The organism is Vitreoscilla massiliensis, assembly GCF_001457815.1.
Lineage (GTDB): Bacteria > Pseudomonadota > Gammaproteobacteria > Burkholderiales > Neisseriaceae > Vitreoscilla > Vitreoscilla massiliensis.
The window spans coordinates 483,170-502,776 of sequence record NZ_LN898219.1; the positions used below are offsets into that span (position 1 = coordinate 483,170).

The 19,607-nt window shown below is 51.7% G+C and carries 20 protein-coding genes; 6 read left to right on the top strand and 14 right to left on the bottom strand.

Annotation, left to right across the window (positions count from 1 at the left end):
* Window positions 1-58: 58 nt before the first annotated feature.
* The 5 genes from BN3003_RS07990 to BN3003_RS08010 all read right to left on the bottom strand — a co-directional run bounded on the left by BN3003_RS07990 (window position 59) and on the right by BN3003_RS08010 (window position 6,063).
* Window positions 59-1,093 (bottom strand): KAP family P-loop NTPase fold protein, encoded by a 1,035-nt coding sequence (locus BN3003_RS07990; protein ID WP_058356106.1) that lies wholly within the window; start codon window positions 1,091-1,093, stop codon window positions 59-61.
* Between the two features lie 187 nt (window positions 1,094-1,280).
* The gene (locus tag BN3003_RS07995) at window positions 1,281-1,637 is read right to left on the bottom strand and encodes a cupin domain-containing protein (RefSeq protein WP_082625604.1); all 357 of its coding nucleotides are present in this window, start codon (window positions 1,635-1,637) and stop codon (window positions 1,281-1,283) included.
* Window positions 1,638-1,658: 21 nt separating this feature from the next.
* Window positions 1,659-3,074: an amino acid permease gene (locus tag BN3003_RS08000; protein WP_058356107.1), complete on the bottom strand. Its 1,416-nt coding sequence runs from the start codon at window positions 3,072-3,074 to the stop codon at window positions 1,659-1,661.
* 64 nt (window positions 3,075-3,138) lie between these two features.
* Entirely contained in the window at window positions 3,139-4,596 is a 1,458-nt protein-coding gene (locus BN3003_RS08005; RefSeq protein ID WP_058356108.1) for an NAD-dependent succinate-semialdehyde dehydrogenase, read from the bottom strand.
* A gap of 57 nt (window positions 4,597-4,653) precedes the next feature.
* Entirely contained in the window at window positions 4,654-6,063 is a 1,410-nt protein-coding gene (locus BN3003_RS08010; protein WP_058356109.1) for an NAD(P)/FAD-dependent oxidoreductase, read from the bottom strand.
* 132 nt (window positions 6,064-6,195) lie between these two features.
* Between BN3003_RS08010 and BN3003_RS08015 the strand changes: the two genes are divergently transcribed.
* Both BN3003_RS08015 and BN3003_RS08020 read left to right on the top strand, forming a co-directional pair.
* Complete coding sequence (locus tag BN3003_RS08015) at window positions 6,196-7,680, top strand: PucR family transcriptional regulator (protein ID WP_058356110.1); 1,485 nt, start codon at window positions 6,196-6,198, stop codon at window positions 7,678-7,680.
* A 106-nt stretch (window positions 7,681-7,786) separates the two neighbouring features.
* Window positions 7,787-8,509: a hypothetical protein gene (locus BN3003_RS08020; RefSeq protein WP_058356111.1), complete on the top strand. Its 723-nt coding sequence runs from the start codon at window positions 7,787-7,789 to the stop codon at window positions 8,507-8,509.
* Window positions 8,510-8,584: 75 nt separating this feature from the next.
* On the opposite strand, the gene BN3003_RS08025 is transcribed toward BN3003_RS08020, so the two are convergent.
* Window positions 8,585-9,037: an Lrp/AsnC family transcriptional regulator gene (locus BN3003_RS08025; RefSeq protein ID WP_058356112.1), complete on the bottom strand. Its 453-nt coding sequence runs from the start codon at window positions 9,035-9,037 to the stop codon at window positions 8,585-8,587.
* Between the two features lie 118 nt (window positions 9,038-9,155).
* On the opposite strand from BN3003_RS08025, the gene BN3003_RS08030 reads away from it, so the two are divergent.
* Complete coding sequence (locus tag BN3003_RS08030; protein WP_058356113.1) at window positions 9,156-9,773, top strand: LysE family translocator; 618 nt, start codon at window positions 9,156-9,158, stop codon at window positions 9,771-9,773.
* A gap of 108 nt (window positions 9,774-9,881) precedes the next feature.
* On the opposite strand, the gene BN3003_RS08035 is transcribed toward BN3003_RS08030, so the two are convergent.
* Window positions 9,882-10,664 (bottom strand): thermonuclease family protein, encoded by a 783-nt coding sequence (locus BN3003_RS08035; RefSeq protein ID WP_058356114.1) that lies wholly within the window; start codon window positions 10,662-10,664, stop codon window positions 9,882-9,884.
* 290 nt (window positions 10,665-10,954) lie between these two features.
* Between BN3003_RS08035 and BN3003_RS08040 the strand changes: the two genes are divergently transcribed.
* A complete protein-coding gene (locus BN3003_RS08040; protein WP_058356115.1) occupies window positions 10,955-11,356 on the top strand; it encodes a hypothetical protein in 402 nt (133 codons plus the stop codon).
* A 407-nt stretch (window positions 11,357-11,763) separates the two neighbouring features.
* Here BN3003_RS08040 and BN3003_RS08045 read toward each other — a convergent pair whose 3' ends face one another.
* Window positions 11,764-12,213: a hypothetical protein gene (locus tag BN3003_RS08045; protein ID WP_147645386.1), complete on the bottom strand. Its 450-nt coding sequence runs from the start codon at window positions 12,211-12,213 to the stop codon at window positions 11,764-11,766.
* 6 nt (window positions 12,214-12,219) lie between these two features.
* Entirely contained in the window at window positions 12,220-12,663 is a 444-nt protein-coding gene (locus BN3003_RS08050) for a hypothetical protein (RefSeq protein WP_058356117.1), read from the bottom strand.
* Between the two features lie 105 nt (window positions 12,664-12,768).
* Here BN3003_RS08050 and BN3003_RS08055 point away from each other — a divergent pair, with 105 nt between their 5' ends.
* Window positions 12,769-13,374 (top strand): hypothetical protein, encoded by a 606-nt coding sequence (locus tag BN3003_RS08055; RefSeq protein ID WP_058356118.1) that lies wholly within the window; start codon window positions 12,769-12,771, stop codon window positions 13,372-13,374.
* 67 nt (window positions 13,375-13,441) lie between these two features.
* Here BN3003_RS08055 and BN3003_RS08060 read toward each other — a convergent pair whose 3' ends face one another.
* The 3 genes from BN3003_RS08060 to BN3003_RS08070 all read right to left on the bottom strand — a co-directional run bounded on the left by BN3003_RS08060 (window position 13,442) and on the right by BN3003_RS08070 (window position 16,457).
* Complete coding sequence (locus tag BN3003_RS08060; protein ID WP_058356119.1) at window positions 13,442-13,909, bottom strand: hypothetical protein; 468 nt, start codon at window positions 13,907-13,909, stop codon at window positions 13,442-13,444.
* A 100-nt stretch (window positions 13,910-14,009) separates the two neighbouring features.
* Entirely contained in the window at window positions 14,010-14,525 is a 516-nt protein-coding gene (locus BN3003_RS08065) for a hypothetical protein (RefSeq protein ID WP_058356120.1), read from the bottom strand.
* Window positions 14,526-14,537: 12 nt separating this feature from the next.
* Window positions 14,538-16,457 (bottom strand): PEP/pyruvate-binding domain-containing protein, encoded by a 1,920-nt coding sequence (locus BN3003_RS08070; protein WP_058356121.1) that lies wholly within the window; start codon window positions 16,455-16,457, stop codon window positions 14,538-14,540.
* A 187-nt stretch (window positions 16,458-16,644) separates the two neighbouring features.
* Here BN3003_RS08070 and BN3003_RS08075 point away from each other — a divergent pair, with 187 nt between their 5' ends.
* On the top strand, window positions 16,645-17,172 hold the full coding sequence (locus BN3003_RS08075; RefSeq protein ID WP_058356122.1) for a pyridoxamine 5'-phosphate oxidase family protein: 528 nt from the start codon (window positions 16,645-16,647) through the stop codon (window positions 17,170-17,172).
* Window positions 17,173-17,266: 94 nt separating this feature from the next.
* Here BN3003_RS08075 and BN3003_RS08080 read toward each other — a convergent pair whose 3' ends face one another.
* Window positions 17,267-18,637 (bottom strand): MFS transporter, encoded by a 1,371-nt coding sequence (locus tag BN3003_RS08080; RefSeq protein ID WP_058356123.1) that lies wholly within the window; start codon window positions 18,635-18,637, stop codon window positions 17,267-17,269.
* A 280-nt stretch (window positions 18,638-18,917) separates the two neighbouring features.
* Window positions 18,918-19,589: a hypothetical protein gene (locus BN3003_RS08085; protein WP_058356124.1), complete on the bottom strand. Its 672-nt coding sequence runs from the start codon at window positions 19,587-19,589 to the stop codon at window positions 18,918-18,920.
* Window positions 19,590-19,607: the final 18 nt, after the last annotated feature.

Here is a 19,607-nt window from a genome sequence, read left to right on the forward strand (position 1 = left end):
ATAAATACCTTTTCAGTGTTCCTTTACAGGATATATTGAACAGGTACTTACACAAAATTCAGGACAGGCTCCATTTTTCTGTGTTTTTATCAAAATAATATAAAATAAAACGATGCAATTTGCTTTTGATTTCACGTATAGACAGTTTCATAGCCAATGCATAAACAACAATGTCTATTTTTAAAGCAGTAATAGCATCTTGTGAGAAATTCATGGCTTTTAACGTCTCAGTGACAAAATGCAGATAAACATCTTTTGAAATCAAATCGGGAGATAATTCGATGGTGACATCAATGAATTTCTCCAGATATCTTTTTCCTGTTTCTGTGTTATATCCAAATTGGTGGCAAATAGTTGATTGCAGTTGTTTTTTATCGGTCACCAAGACAAATACAATATTTGGAATATCAAAAAAGTGCTTAATCCGTTCAATGAGGCGCACTGAGAATAGGGGATTACAGCGGTCTAACTCATCTACTATGATTACAATAGGCTTATTTTGAACTTGAGCCACTTCTTTCAGAGTGGCTTTAAACTCGGTAATGGCATTTTTGTTATTTTCATGCTCTTTGATTTGATTTTCTACCCACAAACCCACTTGTTCTGATGTGGCATCAATCAACTGCTCTTGTAGCTTTTCCAGTTTGTCACTGCCATCATTAATGCCCGTAATCCATTTTACACTCGTACTCACGGCTGCTTTATAAGCGGTAGGGGCGAGAACTTTACCGACAGCCATGATTTTTTGGGTAAATTTTTTCTGTGCAGGTACATCATGGGCAATGACTGCACGTAGTTCAGCCGCGATTAACAAAAATGGATCATCAATGTGGTCTTGGGCAAAAGCATTGATGTAAATGACTTTATGCGGGGCAGTGGTTTGCTCCAAATGCTTCTGCCAATGCATCACAAACCACGTTTTGCCTTCGCCCCAGCGCGCATCTAAGGCCAAGACGGCACCGACTTTTAAGCGGTCGATATAGCGCGTTAAATGTTCAGCCAAGGGTTTGCGATTGAGCAAGTCATGTTCAAAAGGCTCCGTGATGTTTGATAAGTCATCACGCTGCCAATTTAAGTCATCAGTTTGTGCCATAGCCATTACCGTAAAATGAGGACACTGAATTATATGAGATATGCATCTATAACAGTTGATGTCGGTATAAGAACATGAATACGAATAAGCGGCCTGTAAACATTTACAGGCCGCTTTAACATGTTCTTGCTGCAAACACACTAGTATCGGTGGGGTAAGCCGCTACAGTGTGTGTTACTAGCAAGGCTTAGGCTTTAAAAATCACATACGTCTTGCGCAAGGTTTTGGTGACATGCCAGATGCCTTGGGTGGCGGCGGGGAAAAATACCGCGTCGCCGGCGCTTAAGTGTATGGCTTCGCCATCGGTGGGGGTGAAGGTGCATTCGCCAGCAATGATGTGGCAAAACTCTTGCGCGGCGACATTGCGGGCAAAATGGCCGGGTGTGCTTTCCCACACGCCGATTTCGGGGCCGCCGGCGTAAGTGGTTTGGTCTTGTGCCACGCCTTGTAAGGGTAGGCTGTCGTTGACCAACAGCGCGGCCGGTTTTAAGTCGACGATGGCGCTGTGACTGGCTTGTTTGATGGTCACTATCGGTGTGGTCATGTGATCTCCTTGTTGGTGGTATCAATGTGGTGAATATGGGCTTTTGCTGTCGAGTTTGCTGCTGGGCTTTTGGCCGATATTGAATTTCTGTGCCAGCAAAACCATGACGACGATGCTCAGCGCCAATAAGCTGGTGTACACCACTTCGGTTTTGTACGTGCCTTCAAACACCATGGTGATTAAGGCGCCGATGATGAAGACGATGACCAAGTAGGTAAGCCATGGGAATAACCACATTTTGAAGGCGATGGCTTGGCCGCTTTTGTCCAATTTCTTGCGCATGTTCAATTGTGAGAAGGCTATGGTGAGGTAGACAAACAAAGCGACCGTGCCGGTGGCTTGCATCAACACATCGTAGACATTCATTTTGGCGGTGGCGGTAAGGTAGGTGGCCAATAAGGCAAACACGCTGGACACCAACACACCTACCCATGGACTGCCGGTCTTTTTACCGGTTAAGCCCATCACGCGGTGGGCATCGCCGCGTTTGGACAGCGAAAACAACATGCGTGAGCAGGTGTACAAGGCCGAATTGAAACAGCTGCACACTGAGGTTAAGACCACAAAGTTCACAATGGTGCGTGCTTCAGGGATGCCCAAGGCGCTCAAGGTCACGCTGTAAGTGCCGTGGGTGGGGTCTTTGAGCAAGGGGTCGTTATAAGGAATCAAACACACGGCGATGAACAGCGAACCGACGTAAAACAAGATAATGCGCCAAGTGACCGAACGGGTGGATTTGATGATTTGCTTGCTTGGGTTTTCTGATTCTGCGGCGGCCACGGTGACCACTTCCGCACCTATGATCGAGAACATCACACCAAGCAAGGCTATGAGTACCGATGAAAAACCATTGGGCATAAAGCCTTGACTGGTCAAATGCTTGATGCCGCGTGCTTCAGGGTCGCCCCATGGCCATAAATGCAGAATGGCCAAGCTGCCTATGACCAAGAAAATGATGATGGCGATGACTTTGACCATGGCAAACCAAAATTCAAATTCGCCATAGTTTTTTACATTCATCAGGTTCACGCCAACCAAGGCACCCGTCACCACCAACATATAGCCCCAAATGGGCATAAACGGGAACCAGTTGTGCAAAATCATGCCCGCCACATAGGCTTCCCAGCCCATGAGCATGGCCCAAAAATACCAATACAACCAACCGATGGTAAAGCCAGCCCAGCGGCCGATGGCACGGTCGGCATAAGTGGAAAAAGAACCGGTATCGGGGTGGGCCACGGCCATTTCACCCAACATGCGCATCACCAAGATGACCAATAAGCCGCCTAAGGCATAGGCCAAGATGACTGCGGGGCCAGCCGATGCGATGGCATTGCCCGAACCGATGAATAAGGCGGCACCGATGACACCGGCGATGGAAATCATCGACAAGTGACGCGGCTTCAAACCATTTTGTAAATTAGAACTGCCAGACATAAAGACTCTCTCTTTGCTTCAAAATTACTGCTGTTATTATTCATTATTGTTGTGATGGTGGTGTTTACAGGCCGGCCAATAACACGTATTTGATTTCCAAATAGTCTTCGATGCCGTATTTGGAACCTTCGCGTCCCAAACCCGATTGTTTGACGCCGCCAAAAGGCGCAGCTTCATTGGACAGCACGCCAGAATTGACGGCGACCATGCCGTATTCCAAGGCCTGACTGACCCGAAACACAGTGCCCAAGTCTTGGCTGTACACGTAGGCGGCCAAGCCAAATTCGGTATCGTTGGCCAAGGCCAGCACTTCTTCTTCACTGTCGAACACAAAAATCGGTGCCAACGGTCCAAAGGTTTCTTCTTTGGCCACCAACATCGTGGCGTTCACGTCTTGTAGCAGCGTCGGTTGGAAAAACAGCGTATCGGGTTTGACCAAGTGGCCGCCTTTGACCAAAGTCGCGCCGTGGGCGAGGGCATTGTCTATGTGTTGCTGAATTTTGGCGACCGCACGTGCATCAATGACGGGACCAAAATTCACGTCTGCATCCATGCCATTGCCGCAGCGCAAACCGTCCATGGCGGTGGCCAGTTTGTCGATGAAAGCGCCGTAAACCTCGCGCTGCACATAGATGCGGTTGGCGCAGACACAGGTTTGGCCGGCATTGCGAAATTTCGATACCATCGCGCCTGCCACTGCCGCATCCAAGTCGGCGCTGTTAAAGACGATGAATGGCGCATTGCCACCGAGCTCTAACGACACTTTTTTGACTGTGCTGGCGCATTGCGCCATCAGCAATTTGCCGACACGGGTAGAGCCGGTGAAACTGAATTTTTTAACGCTGTCGTGTTCGGTCAAGACGCGACCGATTTCTTCATCATTGCCGGTAATAACATTGAACACACCGGCAGGAATGCCGGCGCGCTGTGCCAGCTCGGCCAAGGCCAAGGCCGATAACGGTGTTTGCGCTGCCGGCTTGACCACAAAAGTACAGCCCGCGGCCAAAGCTGGTGCGGCCTTGCGCGTGATCATGGCGTTGGGGAAATTCCACGGCGTGATGGCGGCGCACACGCCTATGGCTTGCTTGGTCACCAAGATGCGTTGGTCGCCGCTGAGCGCAGGGATGAGGTCGCCATTGATGCGTTTGCATTCTTCGGCATACCACTCAATGTAAGCGGCGCCGTAAGCAATCTCGCCTTTGGCCTCTGCCCACGGTTTGCCTTGTTCGGCGGTCAATATCGTCGCCAAATCGTCGATATTGGCCATGATTAAGTCATACCATAGGCGCAAGATGCGGCTGCGCTCTTTGGCGCTGATGGCTTGCCATGAGCTCAGGGCCGCTTGCGCTGCTGCCACGGCGGCATTCGCTTCGGCCTGCCCCAATTGCGGCACGGTAGCGAGGGGAGCCAAAGTGGCGGGATTGTTGACGGTAATGGCGTCAATGCGTTTGTCGCCTACCCAAGCACCATTGATGTAACACTGGGTTTTGAGCAGACTGGGGTCGTGTAAGGACAGGTTCATGTGTTTCTCGTTTCTTTATATTGCTCTGGTGCTAGATATGGTTGTGGCTGTGGCTGTTTATACCGATTTGTCTTCTAAACCGGCGGGGGCGAATTTGGCCAACATCACGTCTTTCCAGCTTGGGGTTTTGCCGGCCATTTCCTGCGCTTCTTTGCGCATTACCGCATTGCGCACCAAGGTGCCGCCCCAATAGCGGATGGGTTCGGCTGGGAAATGGCGCACTTGGCGATTGACCAGTGCGCATTCGCTCCATTGGTTTTTTTGTCCCAAGGCCAAGCTCGCCAAGATGCGGCCACCGATGCGGCTGGGACCGACGCCATTGCCACTCCAGCCTATGCCGAAATGGATGTTGTCTTGGCCGTGCAATTGGCCAAACACCGGCAAGCTGTCGTAAGTGCGGTCTATGGGGCCAGACCAAGCGTCGCTGAATTGGATTTGACCCAGTTGCGGGTAGGTGAGTCGGCACTGTTCTTCGGTGAGTTTGATGCTGGCGGCGTGCTCGCTGAACACCTCGCCGATGCGTTCGCCGTACATGATGGCGCCCGTGCCTTTGCCAAAAGCGATGCGGCCATCATGGGTGGTGCGGTAATAGTTCACCAACAATTGCGAATCGGTAATGGATTCACCACCGCTCCAGCCTTGTTGTGCCAATTGTTGCGGCATGGCTTCGGTCACGGCGATGGAGCTGTTGACCGGTACGATTAAAGAGCGCAATTGGGGAATGCACACCGCCCACGCATTGCTGGCCAAGACCAATTGTTGGCAGCTGAGCTGTCCTTGTTCGGTGGTGATGGTGACAGGTTTGCCTGGGTGTATGGCGGTAGCGGCGGTGTGTTCGTAGATGCGCACACCCAAAGACAAGGCCACTTGGCGCATGCCGCGCACCAACAAAGCCGGTTGTACCGTGGCATTGCTGGCTTCAAACACGCCGGCCAAGTGCACATTTGAGCCTGTGCGTCTGGCCACTTCTTGCGCCGATAATTCTTCAAACGGACTCACGCCCAATTGTTTACAGGCCGCTATGGTTGAGGCCCAAGAATTGACATGGGCCGCGCTGGTGGCTGTCCACAACCAGCCTTTTTGCAGGAAATGGGCATCAATGCGGTGTTGGGCACAGAATTCGCCCAATTCGCCAATCGCTCTTTCGGCGCTGTGCGCCAAAAACAAGGCTTGTTCTTGGCTGCAAAACGATTGCAATGAGCTGATTTTGGGCCACCATGACATCACAAAACCGCCATTGCGGCCTGAAGCCCCACCACCACAAATGTCTTGTTCGATGATGACCACATCGGCATCGGGTTGTTGCTCTTTGATGGTGATGGCTGTCCACAAGCCGACAAAACCGCCACCCAAGATGGCGATGTCGGCAGTGGTCGCTTGCGTTAATGTTTGCACCGCATCGGTTTGGTAAGTGGTTTGTTGCATCCAATGGCTGCGTTTCAATGGGCTGGATGGGGCGAGTTTCATGGCAGTGGCATCTCAATGAGTGTGAAGGTGCCATTTTCGCAAGCACCCATCCGCCAAACAATTAGCCGCAATTAAGAATTTCATATAGTATTTCATACCATCGTATGGTTAATTGTCGGGAGAACTGCGTAAATGGGTTTGTGCATCAAAGACATCATTGGCAATCCGGTACTGAAGACTCAGGCCGTGACCCAACACTTACAGGCCGACTTGGCCGTGCATTGGGCACATGTGTGCGAATTGAACGACCCGACAGAATGGCTAGGAGCGGGCGATTTGCTGATGACCACTGGCATAGGCATCCCTGTGCAAGCCGAGGAACAAATCACCTATGTGCAAAGATTGGCGCAGGCACAATTGGCAGGCATGCTCATCGGCAATGACATGCAAGCACCAGCCGACATTTCCGCCTTGTTGGCCGAGGCCGAGCGCTTGCAGTTCAATGTGTTGTTGATGGCGTATGAGGTGCCGTTTTCGGCCATCACCAAAGTCATTATTGAAGACAAAGAGCACCAAGAACATGTGAGGCGCACCGCCATTACCCAAGTGTATGAAACCGCGCGCTTGAGCATACAAGGCATGGATTTGGAGCGCTTAATCGACAAATTGCAACAAGACATACAATCACCACTGTATTTGGTCGACCCACACACATGGCAGCCATGGTCTGTTGGCTTGCCTGCATTGCCAGAAGCGGTACATCAGGCCTGTGTGGCTTCCAGCAGCATGGAAAAACACCCGTTATCGACTTTGCAACGCTTTATGGCAGATGCCGAAGAGTGGCTGCGTTTGCCTTTGCCGACTCAAAACGCCGCCAGCATCGTGGTGAAAAATTCACACTGGACAGACTATATTTTGCTGAACCATGTGGCGGCGGTGGTGGGCATAGAATTGGAGCGCACGCGGTTTGAATACGAAAACGTGTTGCGCTTGGGGGCAGAGTTGTTTGAAGAATTGATACAGCAACGCATGCCTGAAGCGCACACCTTGGAGCGTTTGCAGCCATTTCGTTACGATTTGAAACACGCACATGTGTTTAGCTTCAAGAGCGACCGCGCCTTATTGAATCTGTGGAACGAATGGCTGTGCCGCAAAGGCATCCGCGTCTTGTTTAAAAAACAGCCCAATCGGGTCTTGGGTTTGTGCAGCGATGTGGCCGATTTGGCGGAGGTACAAGCGCTGTTAGGCCATGCCATCGGTTACAGCGCCGCCATCGGCACGGTGTACCGCTTGCCAGAAGCGATACACGAATCACAATTGGCCTTGGAGTTTTGCAATGCCAACGAGGCCTTGGTGGCCTACGATGCCTGTTCCAATATTCCGTTTTGGTTGCCGGCCAATTTGGACATCGCCAAACAAGTCTTCGACACGGTGTTGGGCGAATTGGAACGCTACGATGTGCACAACCACAGCAAATTGGTGCTGAGCCTGAAGGTGTTTTTGGAAGCGAATAAATCGTGGAAAACCGCATCGGAGCACTTACATGTGCACAAGCAGTCGCTGATTTACCGCATCAAGAAAATCGAAGACATCACTCAGCGTTCGCTCAACCACATCGACGATGTGACCATTTTGTGGTTTGCCATCAAGTCTGGCATGTTAATTGGCAAAATTTAGCCGCCAAGCGGTGCCAAGCAGGTGTTAAACATTTACAGGCCGCATCAAATGTATGACAGCACTGTGCTGCAACAGATGGGTCTTGATACAGGGGAAAGAGGTATTTATGTGGCAAAAATGGCAGGTTTGGTGCGTGTTGCCGTGCTTATTGGGGGCGAACGCGTGTACCACCATGATGTGGGAGGGCAATTCCTCCAAAGACTATGCGTATGCATTCAAAACCGTGCAAGCAGACCGTTTGCTCAGTGTTGGCAAGATTCAAGAGCGCGGGCAGACTGAGCAATATGTGTTGTTGGGGCAAAGCCATGTGTATGTGATTACCGATGGCAATCGTGAAATCAGCCAAATCTTGCGCTTGGTGCACAATCCACACGCTTTGCAATTGGTCACGTCGCAAGACAAGGCGATTAAATTGGGCTTAAGCCCGCAATTGAGCAGCGCAGGCGAGGCGCAATTTGTGGGCAAGCTGCAGTTGCAATACACCATCCCCAATAGCGACACGGCGCAATTGGCGGCGTGGAAGGAATTGCCGTATTACAAAATGAGTCCACAAGCCGAGCAAACCGTGTTCACCAGCAGCATACGCGTGTTTGTCACGCCGTATGCCAACAACACGCAAGCGGACAACATCGCCCACACCACGGCCATCGCTGGCGATTATCAGATTTTGCTCGGCAGTTATGAAACCACCACCACCTTGGATGTGCTGCAAGTATTGAACAATGCGTTTGCCACACCGTTTACCTTGGCCGCTGATTTGGTGACCATGCCCGTGGGCGTGGTCAATCAAGGTGTGGGCAAAGGCTGGTCACAATTGAAGCAAAAATAAGATGGCAGTGAACCCATGCGGCCTGTAAACCGTTACAGGCCGCTTTTTCATGCTTGGCGCCACCGAGTGTTGGTTTTAAATCGGCAAGGCGCGTCCTGAGACCACGTCTTTCATGACAATGGTCGAGGTCAGGCGCTGTATGCTCGGGATGGCGGCCAATTTGTCATCGTAGAGTTTTTGAAAACTGGCCAAATTGGTGGTGACGATTTGCAACAAATAATCGGGCGTGCCAAACAAACGCTGCGCTTGCACGATTTGTGGGATGTCGATGATGGCGGCTTCAAACGCTTGCAAAGAGTCGCGGTTGCCGTCTTTCAGGGTTACAAAAATGATGGCCGAAAAATTCAAACCCACCAATTCTGGATTCAATTGCGCCCTATAGCCTTGGATGACGCCTGTGTCTTCCAAGGTTTTGACGCGGCGATGGCAAGGCGACACGCTCAAGCCTATGCGTTCGGCCAGTTCAGTGACAGACAATCGTCCTTCTGCTTGCAAATGCGCAAGAATTTTCTTATCCAGCTTATTCATGTAGAAAAATTTTCCAATTTTGTAGGAGTTTGCACAAATCTTTGGCAGCCCATTCTAAGGCGTATTGGCTAAGATTGCCACTACAGTTAACAGCCGCTAAGGGCAACAAAGGAAAACTATGGAATGGGGTGTGATTGCCGCTTTTTGGGGCGTGTCTATGTTATTCATCATGAGTCCGGGGGCGGATTGGTCGTATGCCATCAGCGCCGGCATACACAAGCGGGTGGTGCCTTCGGTGACGGGCTTGTTGTGTGGTCATGTGTTGGCAACGCTGGTGGTAGCGGCGGGCGTGGGTTTGGTCTTGGCCGAGCATCCACAGGCTTTGTTGGTGTTAACCGTGTTGGGCGCGCTGTATTTGGCATGGATGGGCTGGCAGTTGTTTCGTCAACCGGCGGCGCCGAGCGTGGGCAGCGCGGTGGACAACAGCCATTGGCACAGCTGGTGTTGGAAAGGCTTGTGCATCAGCGGGCTCAATCCCAAAGTATTGCTGCTGTTCATGGCCTTATTGCCGCAATTCATCGCGCCAACCGCCGCTTGGGGCATGAGCACGCAAATCTTGGCGCTGGGCTTGGTGCACATCATCAGTTGTGCGGCGGTGTATTTCTGTGTCGGCTTTTCATCGCAAGCGGTATTGTCGGCACGGCCACAAGCGGCATGGGTGGTGGGCAAAGTTTCGGGCGTGATGATGATGGCAATTGCGCTGTTGATTTTGTGGGAACAATACACGCATATGTGATGCGGGCGGAACACACGATACACAATGCGGCGATTGTTTTACAGGCCGCATTTTTTATTGCGCTTGAATCTCCGATAGTTTTGTTGATACAGAATGCTGCCATTGTGTTTACTGCTTTTTAAGCTGTCGCTTGTCGGTTTTACGAGCCGCAGTTTTGTTGGCCGTTGTGCGTGGTTTGGGGCTGAGACGGGCCTTGTCTTTGCTTGCACACGTATTGGCACTGAGGCTGGTTTTGCAGCTGGGCGCACGCGGTTTTCGGCTGAGATTGGATTGATCTTTGGCGCTGGATTTTTTAGCTGTGCTGGTTTTGCGCGTAGGGGTTTTGCTGGCAGTTTGGCGCTTGCTGGTGGCCGAATTTTTGGTCGCAGCGCTGCTTGTCTCTTTCCACATGCCCAGCTTTTTTTGCTGCGCCGCTTGTTGCAAATTGAGCAAATAGCGGCGCTCTTCTTGGTCGCGCGCATACGTGGTGGCCGCGCGCGCATGGCCTTTGCTGATGAGGCGTTCGCACAAGCTGTGGCCGCGCACATAGGCTTCGATGTGCAGGCTGTATTCGTCTTCGCCAACGATCCACAGCTGCAAGGTTTGGCCAACACTGGCTTTGTGCAAGGCCAGTTTGGCGGCCTTACCGTGCGCTTGGCGCTGATTGGGCGCATGCGAATACGCCAATTGCATCACCACCGCCGCGCGCCGAAAACGGCGGCGACAGCGCAAGCGATTGCCATCGCAGACCTCAACCACTTTGGCCTTGTAGACTTTGCCCACATGAAACGGTTGCCACAGCAAACGCCACAATTGTTGCAATTGCTGCCATGTCAGCCACGCACTCCAAAGCAGCATCAGCAATAACAAAGCAATGACCCACGTTTGCCACTGCTGTGCCCAAGCCCACATTCTATTCACTTTGCATTAATAATCGCGGCATTGTAGGGCAATTGAGCGCGAGCATACAGACGCAAACGGCCGCAAATGCCCATGTGGCAAGGACAAGACGGCTATGCGCTTGTTTCATGGCTCAATTCTGTGCGTCTTCAGCCATGTAAATCTGTGTATTGCTCAGCTTAGAGTGGCGGCAGTGTCGCGCTTTAGCCAAAATGCGGCCTATCATGCGCTTAACTGCAGGCATCTGCAGCAAATGTGCTTACAATAGCGGCTGAAATGTATTTACCTTGAAGAAGACACACATGCACATGAAACCCCAATTGTTTTGTACCTTATTGTTGAGCAGCGCCTTATTGGTGTGCAGTTACAGCAGCCATGCCGCTGCGCCGGTTTGCAAAGAAGTGGCCAGCGGTGAAATGGAATCCACCACCACTTGCACTTATGCCGGCATGAGCCAAGCCCAAGCCTATGACGCATGGCGCGCAGAAGTGGACGGCGGCATGTATGTGCGCGAACAATTCCCCGAGCAAAAAATCACCGACACCATGCCTGAAAACAACGAAGAAGGCTTGGTGCAAGTGGAATACGAAAACAAAAACAAAGTATGGCTGATGGAATTGGGCTATCAAGGCGGCACCACCCGCGTCAAAGTCAGCAGCAAAGGCGCAGATGCAACCGTGGTGACGGTGTTGTCTGCGGATTAATCAAGCCTGTTTATCACTGATATCAGCGGCCTGTACGGAGTTACAGGCCGCTTTTTTGTGGCTCAAATTTTATGAACAGTTGAAACATTGGTCTGTGTTGAGTTTGTAAGTATGGGGTTGATGGATGTAACAACCTGTTTATGCATCATCTACATGCACGTTGCCTGGTCAAATTGATGCGGCCTGTAAACCTAATTACAGGCCGTGTTTCAGTCTATATAGGCATGCTAAAGCGCTTTAAACAGTGTGTTACTTGGCGGTGGTTTGATAAACGGGCGAGCTGAGAAGTACAGCTACATTGCTTTGCCATGGTTAATTGATGCGGCCTGTAAACTCAGTGACAGGCCGCTTGTGTGTGCTGGTATCGACTGCGTGAAGCCAATAATGGGCTTAACCATGTAGCCTATTTAAGGGCGACAACGGTAAAACGCTTTCACTGCCAAATGTGGCGTGTACAAAGTCTGGCCTTGGACTTGGTAGCTTAGCGTGCGCACATGGTTGTTTGAGTTTAACTTGCCTTGAATCAACGGCAACGCGAGTGAAGTGTCACCACTGAGGCTGTGCGCTTGAATGCGGCTGTTAATCAAATCATTGGCCTGTAAGGTCACCGACGTGCCTCCGTAGTCATGGCGCAGGTTTAAGTCGTCGATGTGGATGAAATACGCCTGTTTGGGCAAGGCTTTGTGTTCGTGATAGGCTTTACAGGCCGCTGCTCGGCTTGAAGCAGACGCAGTGTGCACCCACACGCCTTGCAAAGATTTGGGCAGAAGTTGCACCATCATCGGATAGGCAAACGCTGCGGGCGCGCCCAAGCTCAGTCCCAATATCAACATTCCGGTCACAATACTGCGCATCATCCTCTCCTAAGCCACTGGACAGCGGTAAAACGCTTTATTGCGCAAATGCGGCGCACGCAAACTGCCATCGGCCTGTAACCGCCATTCAAAAGCCAGACCCCGTTTCACAGGAAAATCTTGGTCAGCACCGTTTTCTTGGTAAGTCTGGTCGGCACGGCCTTGCAAACGTTGCGCTTCTTTGTGGCTGAAACGCAGCGCCACGTCTTCCAAATACACCTCAGCATAGCGGTGTTCAACGCTGTTGGGCGTGAACGTCAGCAGATAGTGTGTGCCGACATCGAAATAGCTGTCGGCGCGGATGTCGCGGCAAGCGCGAGCGCGCTGCTTGCTGTTGGCGATGTCTATCCAATCGCCTTGAAAAGATTTGGGCAGGATTAACGGCGGCAGCGGTTTGGCCATGGCGAAAGTCGAACAAGCACAGCAAATAGCGGTCAAAACCAACAGTTTCATCAGCAACTCCACGAAGCAGGTTAGGGGATAGGGCCAAGCCAGCCCATATTACCGAATTTGGCCGTGGCCGCAAACCGCTGTGTTAAGGCGCAGCAAGGAGGCAATATGAACCGAACTATTGGCTGTGTGGTGGCAAGCGCCGCCTTGTTGGCGTGGCCGCTGACGCTGGCGGCGGCGCCCAAGTCATCATTGCAACAAGTGATGCGCGAGGTGGTGGGCGGTTTTGCCCAACACGATGCGGCCAAAGTGCGTCGCCACATCCATCCACAATACGGCTATGTGTATGTGTCGCGCAGCGGTGCTGTGCCCAATTTGCAGGTGTTGCGCCGACAGGATTTTGTGTTTGCCACGCCGTATTTTGGCACGCAGCCACGACTACAACCGCGCAGCCGCATCCGCATGCTCAGCGCGGCGGCCATGCCCAAACACGATTGTGAGCGTTGGAACAAGGCCGGTTGGTATTATCGCTATACCAGCCGCGAGCAGCCGTTTTCAGCTTTGCTGCGCCATCAGCAGCAATTTGAACAGATGCCAAGCAAGACTATCCAAGCCCAGTTACAGCGTGTGCAGCCTTTGGAAGCGCAATTGGTGCAAATGCTGTACATCGGCAACAGTCGCAATATAGGCGATGAGCTGCATTTGTATTTCAGCAAAATCGGTGCGCAATGGTATTTCAGCGCCTATGACAACAGCGGCGCTTGTGCGGTGTAATGGGCAAGGATTAGGTGTTTCAATGCGGCCTGTAAGCATGGTTTGGATGTTTACAGGCCGCTTTGTGTCAATACTTGCTTGGGTAGCAGCGGTAAAAGCGTTTGCTTTCCAGCAGCGGCGTGGCCAAGCTGTCGTCGGCTTGCAGGGCAAAGTCAAACACTTGGGTGTCGGTGCTGTTGTCCAGCTTGTTGAGGTCTTGCCACTGTGCCCAACCTTGGATGTGTGTGGGGGTGTTTTGCGTGTAAGTGGCTTGGCGCGGGCCCAAATGCCAATAGCTACTGCGTTTGCTGCTGGTATCGAACAGATGCGCGCTGCGGCCGTTGATGCTTAAGATGGTGAGTTGTGGCATCCGTGTTTGCTGTTGCCAAGCGCGGCAAGCCTCTTGGCGCTGCTTGGCGTCGCTTTGGTTCACCCACACGCCGTGTAGCGGTGTCACCGGCATTTCGGCAATGCGTATGGCGTTTGCCCAAGCACTGCTAAGCAGCAAGCACAGGCACAAGAGGGTATGGCGCAGTGGGGCGAATGTGGTCGGCATGGTTGGGTCTTTATCTGGGGGTAACGGCTATCAGGTTTTTTTTGTGCTGAGACATGCGGCCTGTAAACCGGTGATGATGGTTTTACAGGCCGCTTCAATCTTATTCTGTGATTGTTGAAGCAACAGGTGTGGAGACGTTGTCAGCGCTGTCGTTGCAACGGTAATAGTGTCTGGGCTTCATGCCGCGGGCGTACAAATGCGTTGGCGACAGCAGGCGCAAATCCACTTTGATGCTGGTCTGAGCCTTGCTGGCTTCCAAGTCGTAACGGTTGTAGCTGGCATGCAACGTGCCGGCCAAGCGGGTGGCGGTTTGGATGCGCCACGGGTTGTAGCGATTGGTGCCATCAAACTGCGCTTGCGTGCGCGGATTGTGCACATACAGTGTGCGTTCGCCGATTTGGACATAAGCATGTGTTACCCGCTGCGCGCTGTTTTGCGCCCGGATTTCTTGGCACATGCGCTCGCGCTCTGGCACATTGCGTTCGGCCACCCACGTGGCTTGGAAGGCGCTGGGCATGGGCGTTGGGGCGATGCGTCTGGCTTCGGCGCTCAGGCTCAATAACAGCAGACCGCAGCCCAAAGCACTGAGGCACAAAGATGGGTTGGTTTTCTTCATCACACACTCCTGTTAACGGGTCAGATACGGTCTGGCCTGTAAAATGACCAAGCGCTTGTTGGCAAACGCCCATTCGATGTCTTGTTGCTTATTGCCAAACAAGGCCTTGATTTGCGAGCCGGTATTGGCCAAAGTCTTCACCTCGGCATCGCTCATCACCCGTTTGCCGGTGTCTATCGGCACTTCTTTGACGCCGCCTTTGTCGTCCAATTGCAAGGCGGTGGTTTCGTTGGACGAGGAAATCAATTGAATCGAGCCAACGCGGTGGTTGTACACCAATTGCTCGGCCAAGCGTTTGCCTTCGACCACACGGATGCCAACACCGCGCTTGGCAGCGATGTAGCTGACGTTTTTACGGCTGGCATCGTACGGGTCTAGCGTGACCAATACGCCCGATAAATCGGCATTGATGCCTTGTTGCACAAACGTGCTCATCTTCACGCTGTCGTGCGGCAAGCCGGCGATGCGGCGCGCCTCATAAGCGCTGTAATTGAACACCGATGCCCACGATTGTTTCACCGCATCGACCAAAGCCGCCTTGCTTTTCACATTCGGAATGGTGGTGTAAAGACCGGCGCCACTGAAATTGGGCAAGTCTTCGGAATTGGACGAGCTGCGCACAAACACGCCTTGCTCATGCAATTGCTGTTGCCATTGTGCTGCCCACGCGTCTTGCCATGCTTGTGGCACGGGTGCGGATTGGATTTTTTGTTGCAAGGCCAATAAGCCAGCGCGGCGCTCGCGGTTATTGCCTTTGAATCCCGCTTCCATGTTTTGCAAATAGGCACTGTCTATGCCCAGTTGTTGCATGAATTGCTGGTAATAGCCAAACGGGATGCAAAAGCCATCGGGCACGTTGGCGGCCTTGATTTGGGCATTGATTTGGCCTAAGTTGGCGGCCTTGCTGCCGCAATAGACATGGTCGGCTTGGCGCAAATCATTTAAAGCCCGCAGTTTCAAATCGCTGGTATTGATACTGGGCAGCTTGATGTTGGACGGCTTGCTGCTGGTGCTGCTGCCGCTCGTAGCCAAACTCACTTGGTATTGGTTGTCAGCGGCATTGAGGCTGATGCGTTTGCCGATGTAAGGCGCGAGGATTTTCTCGGCGTCTTTCAAATACACATTCGGGATGCCCCAACCGCGTGCCAACACATTCACATGTGACAGTGCCGTAGACGGCTTTTCACTGATGACGGCGGCCACAGGCGGCATCACCAAGGGCACGACTTTTAAGATGATGATGTCGCCAGGGCCGACATCGTACAAATCGTCTTCTTTTTCGATGACGCGCAGCGTGCCTGTTGCTTTGCCTTGGTGCAAAGACAAATACGGAAAGTCTTTAATCAGGCTTTCTTGGGTAACAAACGGCAGCTTGGTTTGAGTGGCCACTTCTTCTTGCCAGGTGGAATTGGTTTTGTAGCGTATCGGCGCGAAAAAGCTGGACTTAATCACTTGGTCGGCGGTTTTGAGCAAGCTGGGGGTGATTTTGTCGCCTTCCCAAAATTCGTACACAAACTCTTTGTTGGTATTTTGCCAACTGATGGTGCCAAAAATATAGTGGCGCTCGGGGCTGTAATAATAGCTTTTGAGCTGGGCATCGTTGGGCTTAAAGCCTTTGACTTGCGCCAAATAAGTCTCGTGCAAGCTGTATTTGGGAGTGTTGATGTAATCGATGCGCTTGTCGTCTTTTAAATCAATCAGAAAAATCACATGCGGGATTTCGTAATCGGTGTCTTGCTCGTACACCCGCGACAGCTGGTTAAAGTCGCCTTGGCTGCTTAAGCGGTGTAAGGCCGGCACTTGGGTTTTGATGCGGGTGGCGGCCTCTTTTTTGCCCGCTTCAAATGAAGACGGTTTGCGCGCGGTTTGGGCGTGGCCAGTGGTGGCCAACATCAGGCTGAACAGACTTAAGGCAACGAATGATGTTTTCATGGGTGTCTTTGCAAGAGGTGTTTTGCGCATTTTAATGATGGCGGCCTGAAAAATCGAGTGTAGACTGTCATCAGGCTTGGCCTAAAGACACAGTAGCAGTTTTTGCCAAGTTTGAGCGCACGATGTGGAACCGATGCATTTTGCGTATTGACTAAGCTGAACCGACACCTGTTTGTAGGAGAGCATCATGGCAACTGTGCACCCTCGTTTGATGATGTGGCATTTGATGAATGAAACCCGCGTGGCCATGGTCACGTACCGCAAACACAATGGCCGCACGCAGGCGCAGCCCATGACTTTGTTCAATAAGGAAATCCCCAAGAGCGTGCTGGTGGAAGAACATCTGGAGCGCCAACACCAATTGTATTTCTTTGTGCGCGCAGACAGTGAATTGTTTGCCAGCATCGAAGCGGGCAATACCGATTTGGGCGTGACGTTTTGCAAACACAGCGCCGATTTGTATGCCTATATTGAAGGGCGCGCCAGCATCAGCAATGACCGCAAGTTAATCGAAGAGCTGTGGACGCCAACCGCCGAAGCGTGGTTCGATGGCTACCAAGACCCGAATTTGCGCTTATTATTGGTGCATGGCGAGAGTGCCGATGTTTGGCACAACACCCATTCCGCCACGCAGCAATGGTGGCACATCACCAAAAAAGTCGTTGGCGCGACCGATGACACGCCGCTGACAACCAAAGACCATTTGGAATTGTGAACGGCATAAAGAGCGATATGAATGTGATGAGATGAACAAAGCGGCCTGTCAATGATTTACAGGCCGCTTAATTTAATGGATATGAAGCTGCAGATTAATGGCCAGGGGTGTGGCTCACTTGACCCGCGCCTTTACTGCGCAAGCGTTGCGCTTCGTCTTTGTACAGCGCATTTTTCACCAACAGGCACAGCGTCATGATCACCGATGGCACCGCCAAGATGTAGAAAATTTCTACCAAGCCCAAGTGTTTTTCCACCATATAAGCGACCAAATACGAACCGGCGATGCCACCAAAACGGCCTATGCCTGTCATCCACGACACACCAGTGGTGCGGCCGGCGGTAGGGTAGAAGTTGGCTGCCAACGCGGGCAAGGAAGACTGAGCGGTGTTTTGCATGATGCCGGCAAAAATCACCACCGCGATAAACGCGGCCAAGCCCCAGCCCAAAGACAGGCCGATAAAGGCAACCGATACCGCGGTCAAGAAGCTGAAGGCGGCAATCAGTAAATTGCCATTGAATCTGTCCATCAACCAGCCATTGGCAATCGCCCCCAAGCCGCCCAAGGCAAACAAACCGGCGACGATAGGGCCCAAATGTGCAGGCATATTGGCTTCTTTAAACAGCGTAGGCATCCAGTTAATCATGGCGTAAAACACCATCAAACCCAAGAAATACGATGCCCACAACATCAGCGAACCGATGAAATAGTGTTTCGATAACACAATGGCAATGCCGCTTTTGGCGTTCGCTTCTACCGCGGCTTTTTCGGTTAACACAAACTCAGTGGCTTGTGCGGCGCTGGCGTCGATTTTGTTCAAGATTTTTTGGATTTGTGCGGTCGGTTTGTTTTTAATCACCATATAGCGCACCGATTCTGACAACATAAACACCATCAACACGCTCAAAATCAACGGCATGGTGCCACCAACGATGAGCACGCTTTCCCAACCAAAATGCGGAATCAACCACGCTGACATAAAGCCGCCCAAGGCCGCGCCCACGGGAAAGCCACAGAACATGGTGTTCACCAACAGCGAGCGTTTGTTATCAGGGCAGAATTCCGACAACAAAGTCACGGCATTGGGCATGGCGGCGCCCAAACCGACGCCAGTGACAAAGCGCAAGATTTCCAATTGTTCCAAGTTTTGTGCGAACGCCGAGGCGATGCTGCACGTGGAAAAAATAAACACGGCGATGATGAGCACGGTTTTGCGACCGATTTTGTCGGCCACAGGGCCAAAAGACACCGCACCGACGGCCAAACCAAACAAGGCCGCGCTCATTACTGGCGCCAAATGGCTTTTTTCCAAGTTCCACTCGGTCAATAAACTCGGTGCAATATAGCCTATGGCCGCGGTATCCAAGCCATCAAACAAGGCCACTAAGAAAGTAAAGCCAAAAATGATCCATTGTTGTGGGGACAGGCGATGTTGGTTAAAGAAATCCTGTACGTTGATCTTCATATTGTTCTCTTCTGGTGATAAGGGATCACCCCATTGTTATGGGCGCTGCGATTGTACTCAGCTTGAGAATGCGAGGTGATGTTGCATCATATTCCGTTTATTGTGTGGCTTTGTAGCGGAAAACGAGACTAAGTGTTATGACCAGAATGCATAACTGTTGTGTGCATATGTTGCAATGCAAAAGAATGGGTGGCCAAAAGAGGATTTAAAACAGGGCTGTTTTAGGCTTACAGGCCGCTTAATTGCGGCCTGTAAACATGAAAAAGCTGGTTAAGATGGCTTAGAGTGGATTGGCAAAGTATATGGCTTCTTTGCTTTTGGGAGCGATGACTTTCACTTCTTGCGTGTTGCGGTTGCCAAAATTCAAGCGCACGTTTTTGTTGACGAAGCTTTCGCGTATGTCTTTTTGCCCTTTGTACTCATCGTTGTCGCAATCGGCTTGGCGGTCAAATTCCTTGCGGTAATTGATTTGGCCGGTACTGAGATTGGCATCGACCGATTGCCAATAATCGCACAAACGTCCAGCAGTGGATTGGTAACCGATTAATTCAAACTGGCCGTTTTGATAACGGTATTGGTCGGTGTGGCCCCATTTCCAAGAGCTGCCACCGCTTTGTGACAAAAACAGCGAGCCGTTTTTGATGCGCACTTCGCCAAATGGGTCGCCCATCATGCCGCCACCCTTGCTTGGATAGGCAGCGCTGTCAGAGCGTTGCCACAGCGTCTTCTGAGCGCCATTTTGCTTGTACACCAACAAGACACGTTGGTAGCCCAAGCCATCGGTCTGGTCATTGGCGGTGTTGCGCACTTCAACGTATTCCGGTTTGCCATCGCCATCCAAATCACCTTGGGTTTGGGCAATCAGTGCATTGGCGGCCGTGGCGTCGGCATGAGCCATAGGCAAGGCGGCGAGTAAGCCGGCCAGAGCAGTCAGGTAAACAGCAGATTTCATGATGGGTGCTCCTGTGAA

Coding starts and splice junctions, on each gene's coding strand:
- BN3003_RS07990 (WP_058356106.1), bottom strand. CDS start 1,093: ATGGCACAAACTGATGACTTAAATTGGCAGCGTGATGACTTATCAAAC.
- BN3003_RS07995 (WP_082625604.1), bottom strand. CDS start 1,637: ATGACCACACCGATAGTGACCATCAAACAAGCCAGTCACAGCGCCATC.
- BN3003_RS08000 (WP_058356107.1), bottom strand. CDS start 3,074: ATGTCTGGCAGTTCTAATTTACAAAATGGTTTGAAGCCGCGTCACTTG.
- BN3003_RS08005 (WP_058356108.1), bottom strand. CDS start 4,596: ATGAACCTGTCCTTACACGACCCCAGTCTGCTCAAAACCCAGTGTTAC.
- BN3003_RS08010 (WP_058356109.1), bottom strand. CDS start 6,063: ATGAAACTCGCCCCATCCAGCCCATTGAAACGCAGCCATTGGATGCAA.
- BN3003_RS08015 (WP_058356110.1), top strand. CDS start 6,196: ATGGGTTTGTGCATCAAAGACATCATTGGCAATCCGGTACTGAAGACT.
- BN3003_RS08020 (WP_058356111.1), top strand. CDS start 7,787: ATGTGGCAAAAATGGCAGGTTTGGTGCGTGTTGCCGTGCTTATTGGGG.
- BN3003_RS08025 (WP_058356112.1), bottom strand. CDS start 9,037: ATGAATAAGCTGGATAAGAAAATTCTTGCGCATTTGCAAGCAGAAGGA.
- BN3003_RS08030 (WP_058356113.1), top strand. CDS start 9,156: ATGGAATGGGGTGTGATTGCCGCTTTTTGGGGCGTGTCTATGTTATTC.
- BN3003_RS08035 (WP_058356114.1), bottom strand. CDS start 10,664: ATGTGGGCTTGGGCACAGCAGTGGCAAACGTGGGTCATTGCTTTGTTA.
- BN3003_RS08040 (WP_058356115.1), top strand. CDS start 10,955: ATGCACATGAAACCCCAATTGTTTTGTACCTTATTGTTGAGCAGCGCC.
- BN3003_RS08045 (WP_147645386.1), bottom strand. CDS start 12,213: ATGATGCGCAGTATTGTGACCGGAATGTTGATATTGGGACTGAGCTTG.
- BN3003_RS08050 (WP_058356117.1), bottom strand. CDS start 12,663: ATGAAACTGTTGGTTTTGACCGCTATTTGCTGTGCTTGTTCGACTTTC.
- BN3003_RS08055 (WP_058356118.1), top strand. CDS start 12,769: ATGAACCGAACTATTGGCTGTGTGGTGGCAAGCGCCGCCTTGTTGGCG.
- BN3003_RS08060 (WP_058356119.1), bottom strand. CDS start 13,909: ATGCCGACCACATTCGCCCCACTGCGCCATACCCTCTTGTGCCTGTGC.
- BN3003_RS08065 (WP_058356120.1), bottom strand. CDS start 14,525: ATGAAGAAAACCAACCCATCTTTGTGCCTCAGTGCTTTGGGCTGCGGT.
- BN3003_RS08070 (WP_058356121.1), bottom strand. CDS start 16,457: ATGAAAACATCATTCGTTGCCTTAAGTCTGTTCAGCCTGATGTTGGCC.
- BN3003_RS08075 (WP_058356122.1), top strand. CDS start 16,645: ATGGCAACTGTGCACCCTCGTTTGATGATGTGGCATTTGATGAATGAA.
- BN3003_RS08080 (WP_058356123.1), bottom strand. CDS start 18,637: ATGAAGATCAACGTACAGGATTTCTTTAACCAACATCGCCTGTCCCCA.
- BN3003_RS08085 (WP_058356124.1), bottom strand. CDS start 19,589: ATGAAATCTGCTGTTTACCTGACTGCTCTGGCCGGCTTACTCGCCGCC.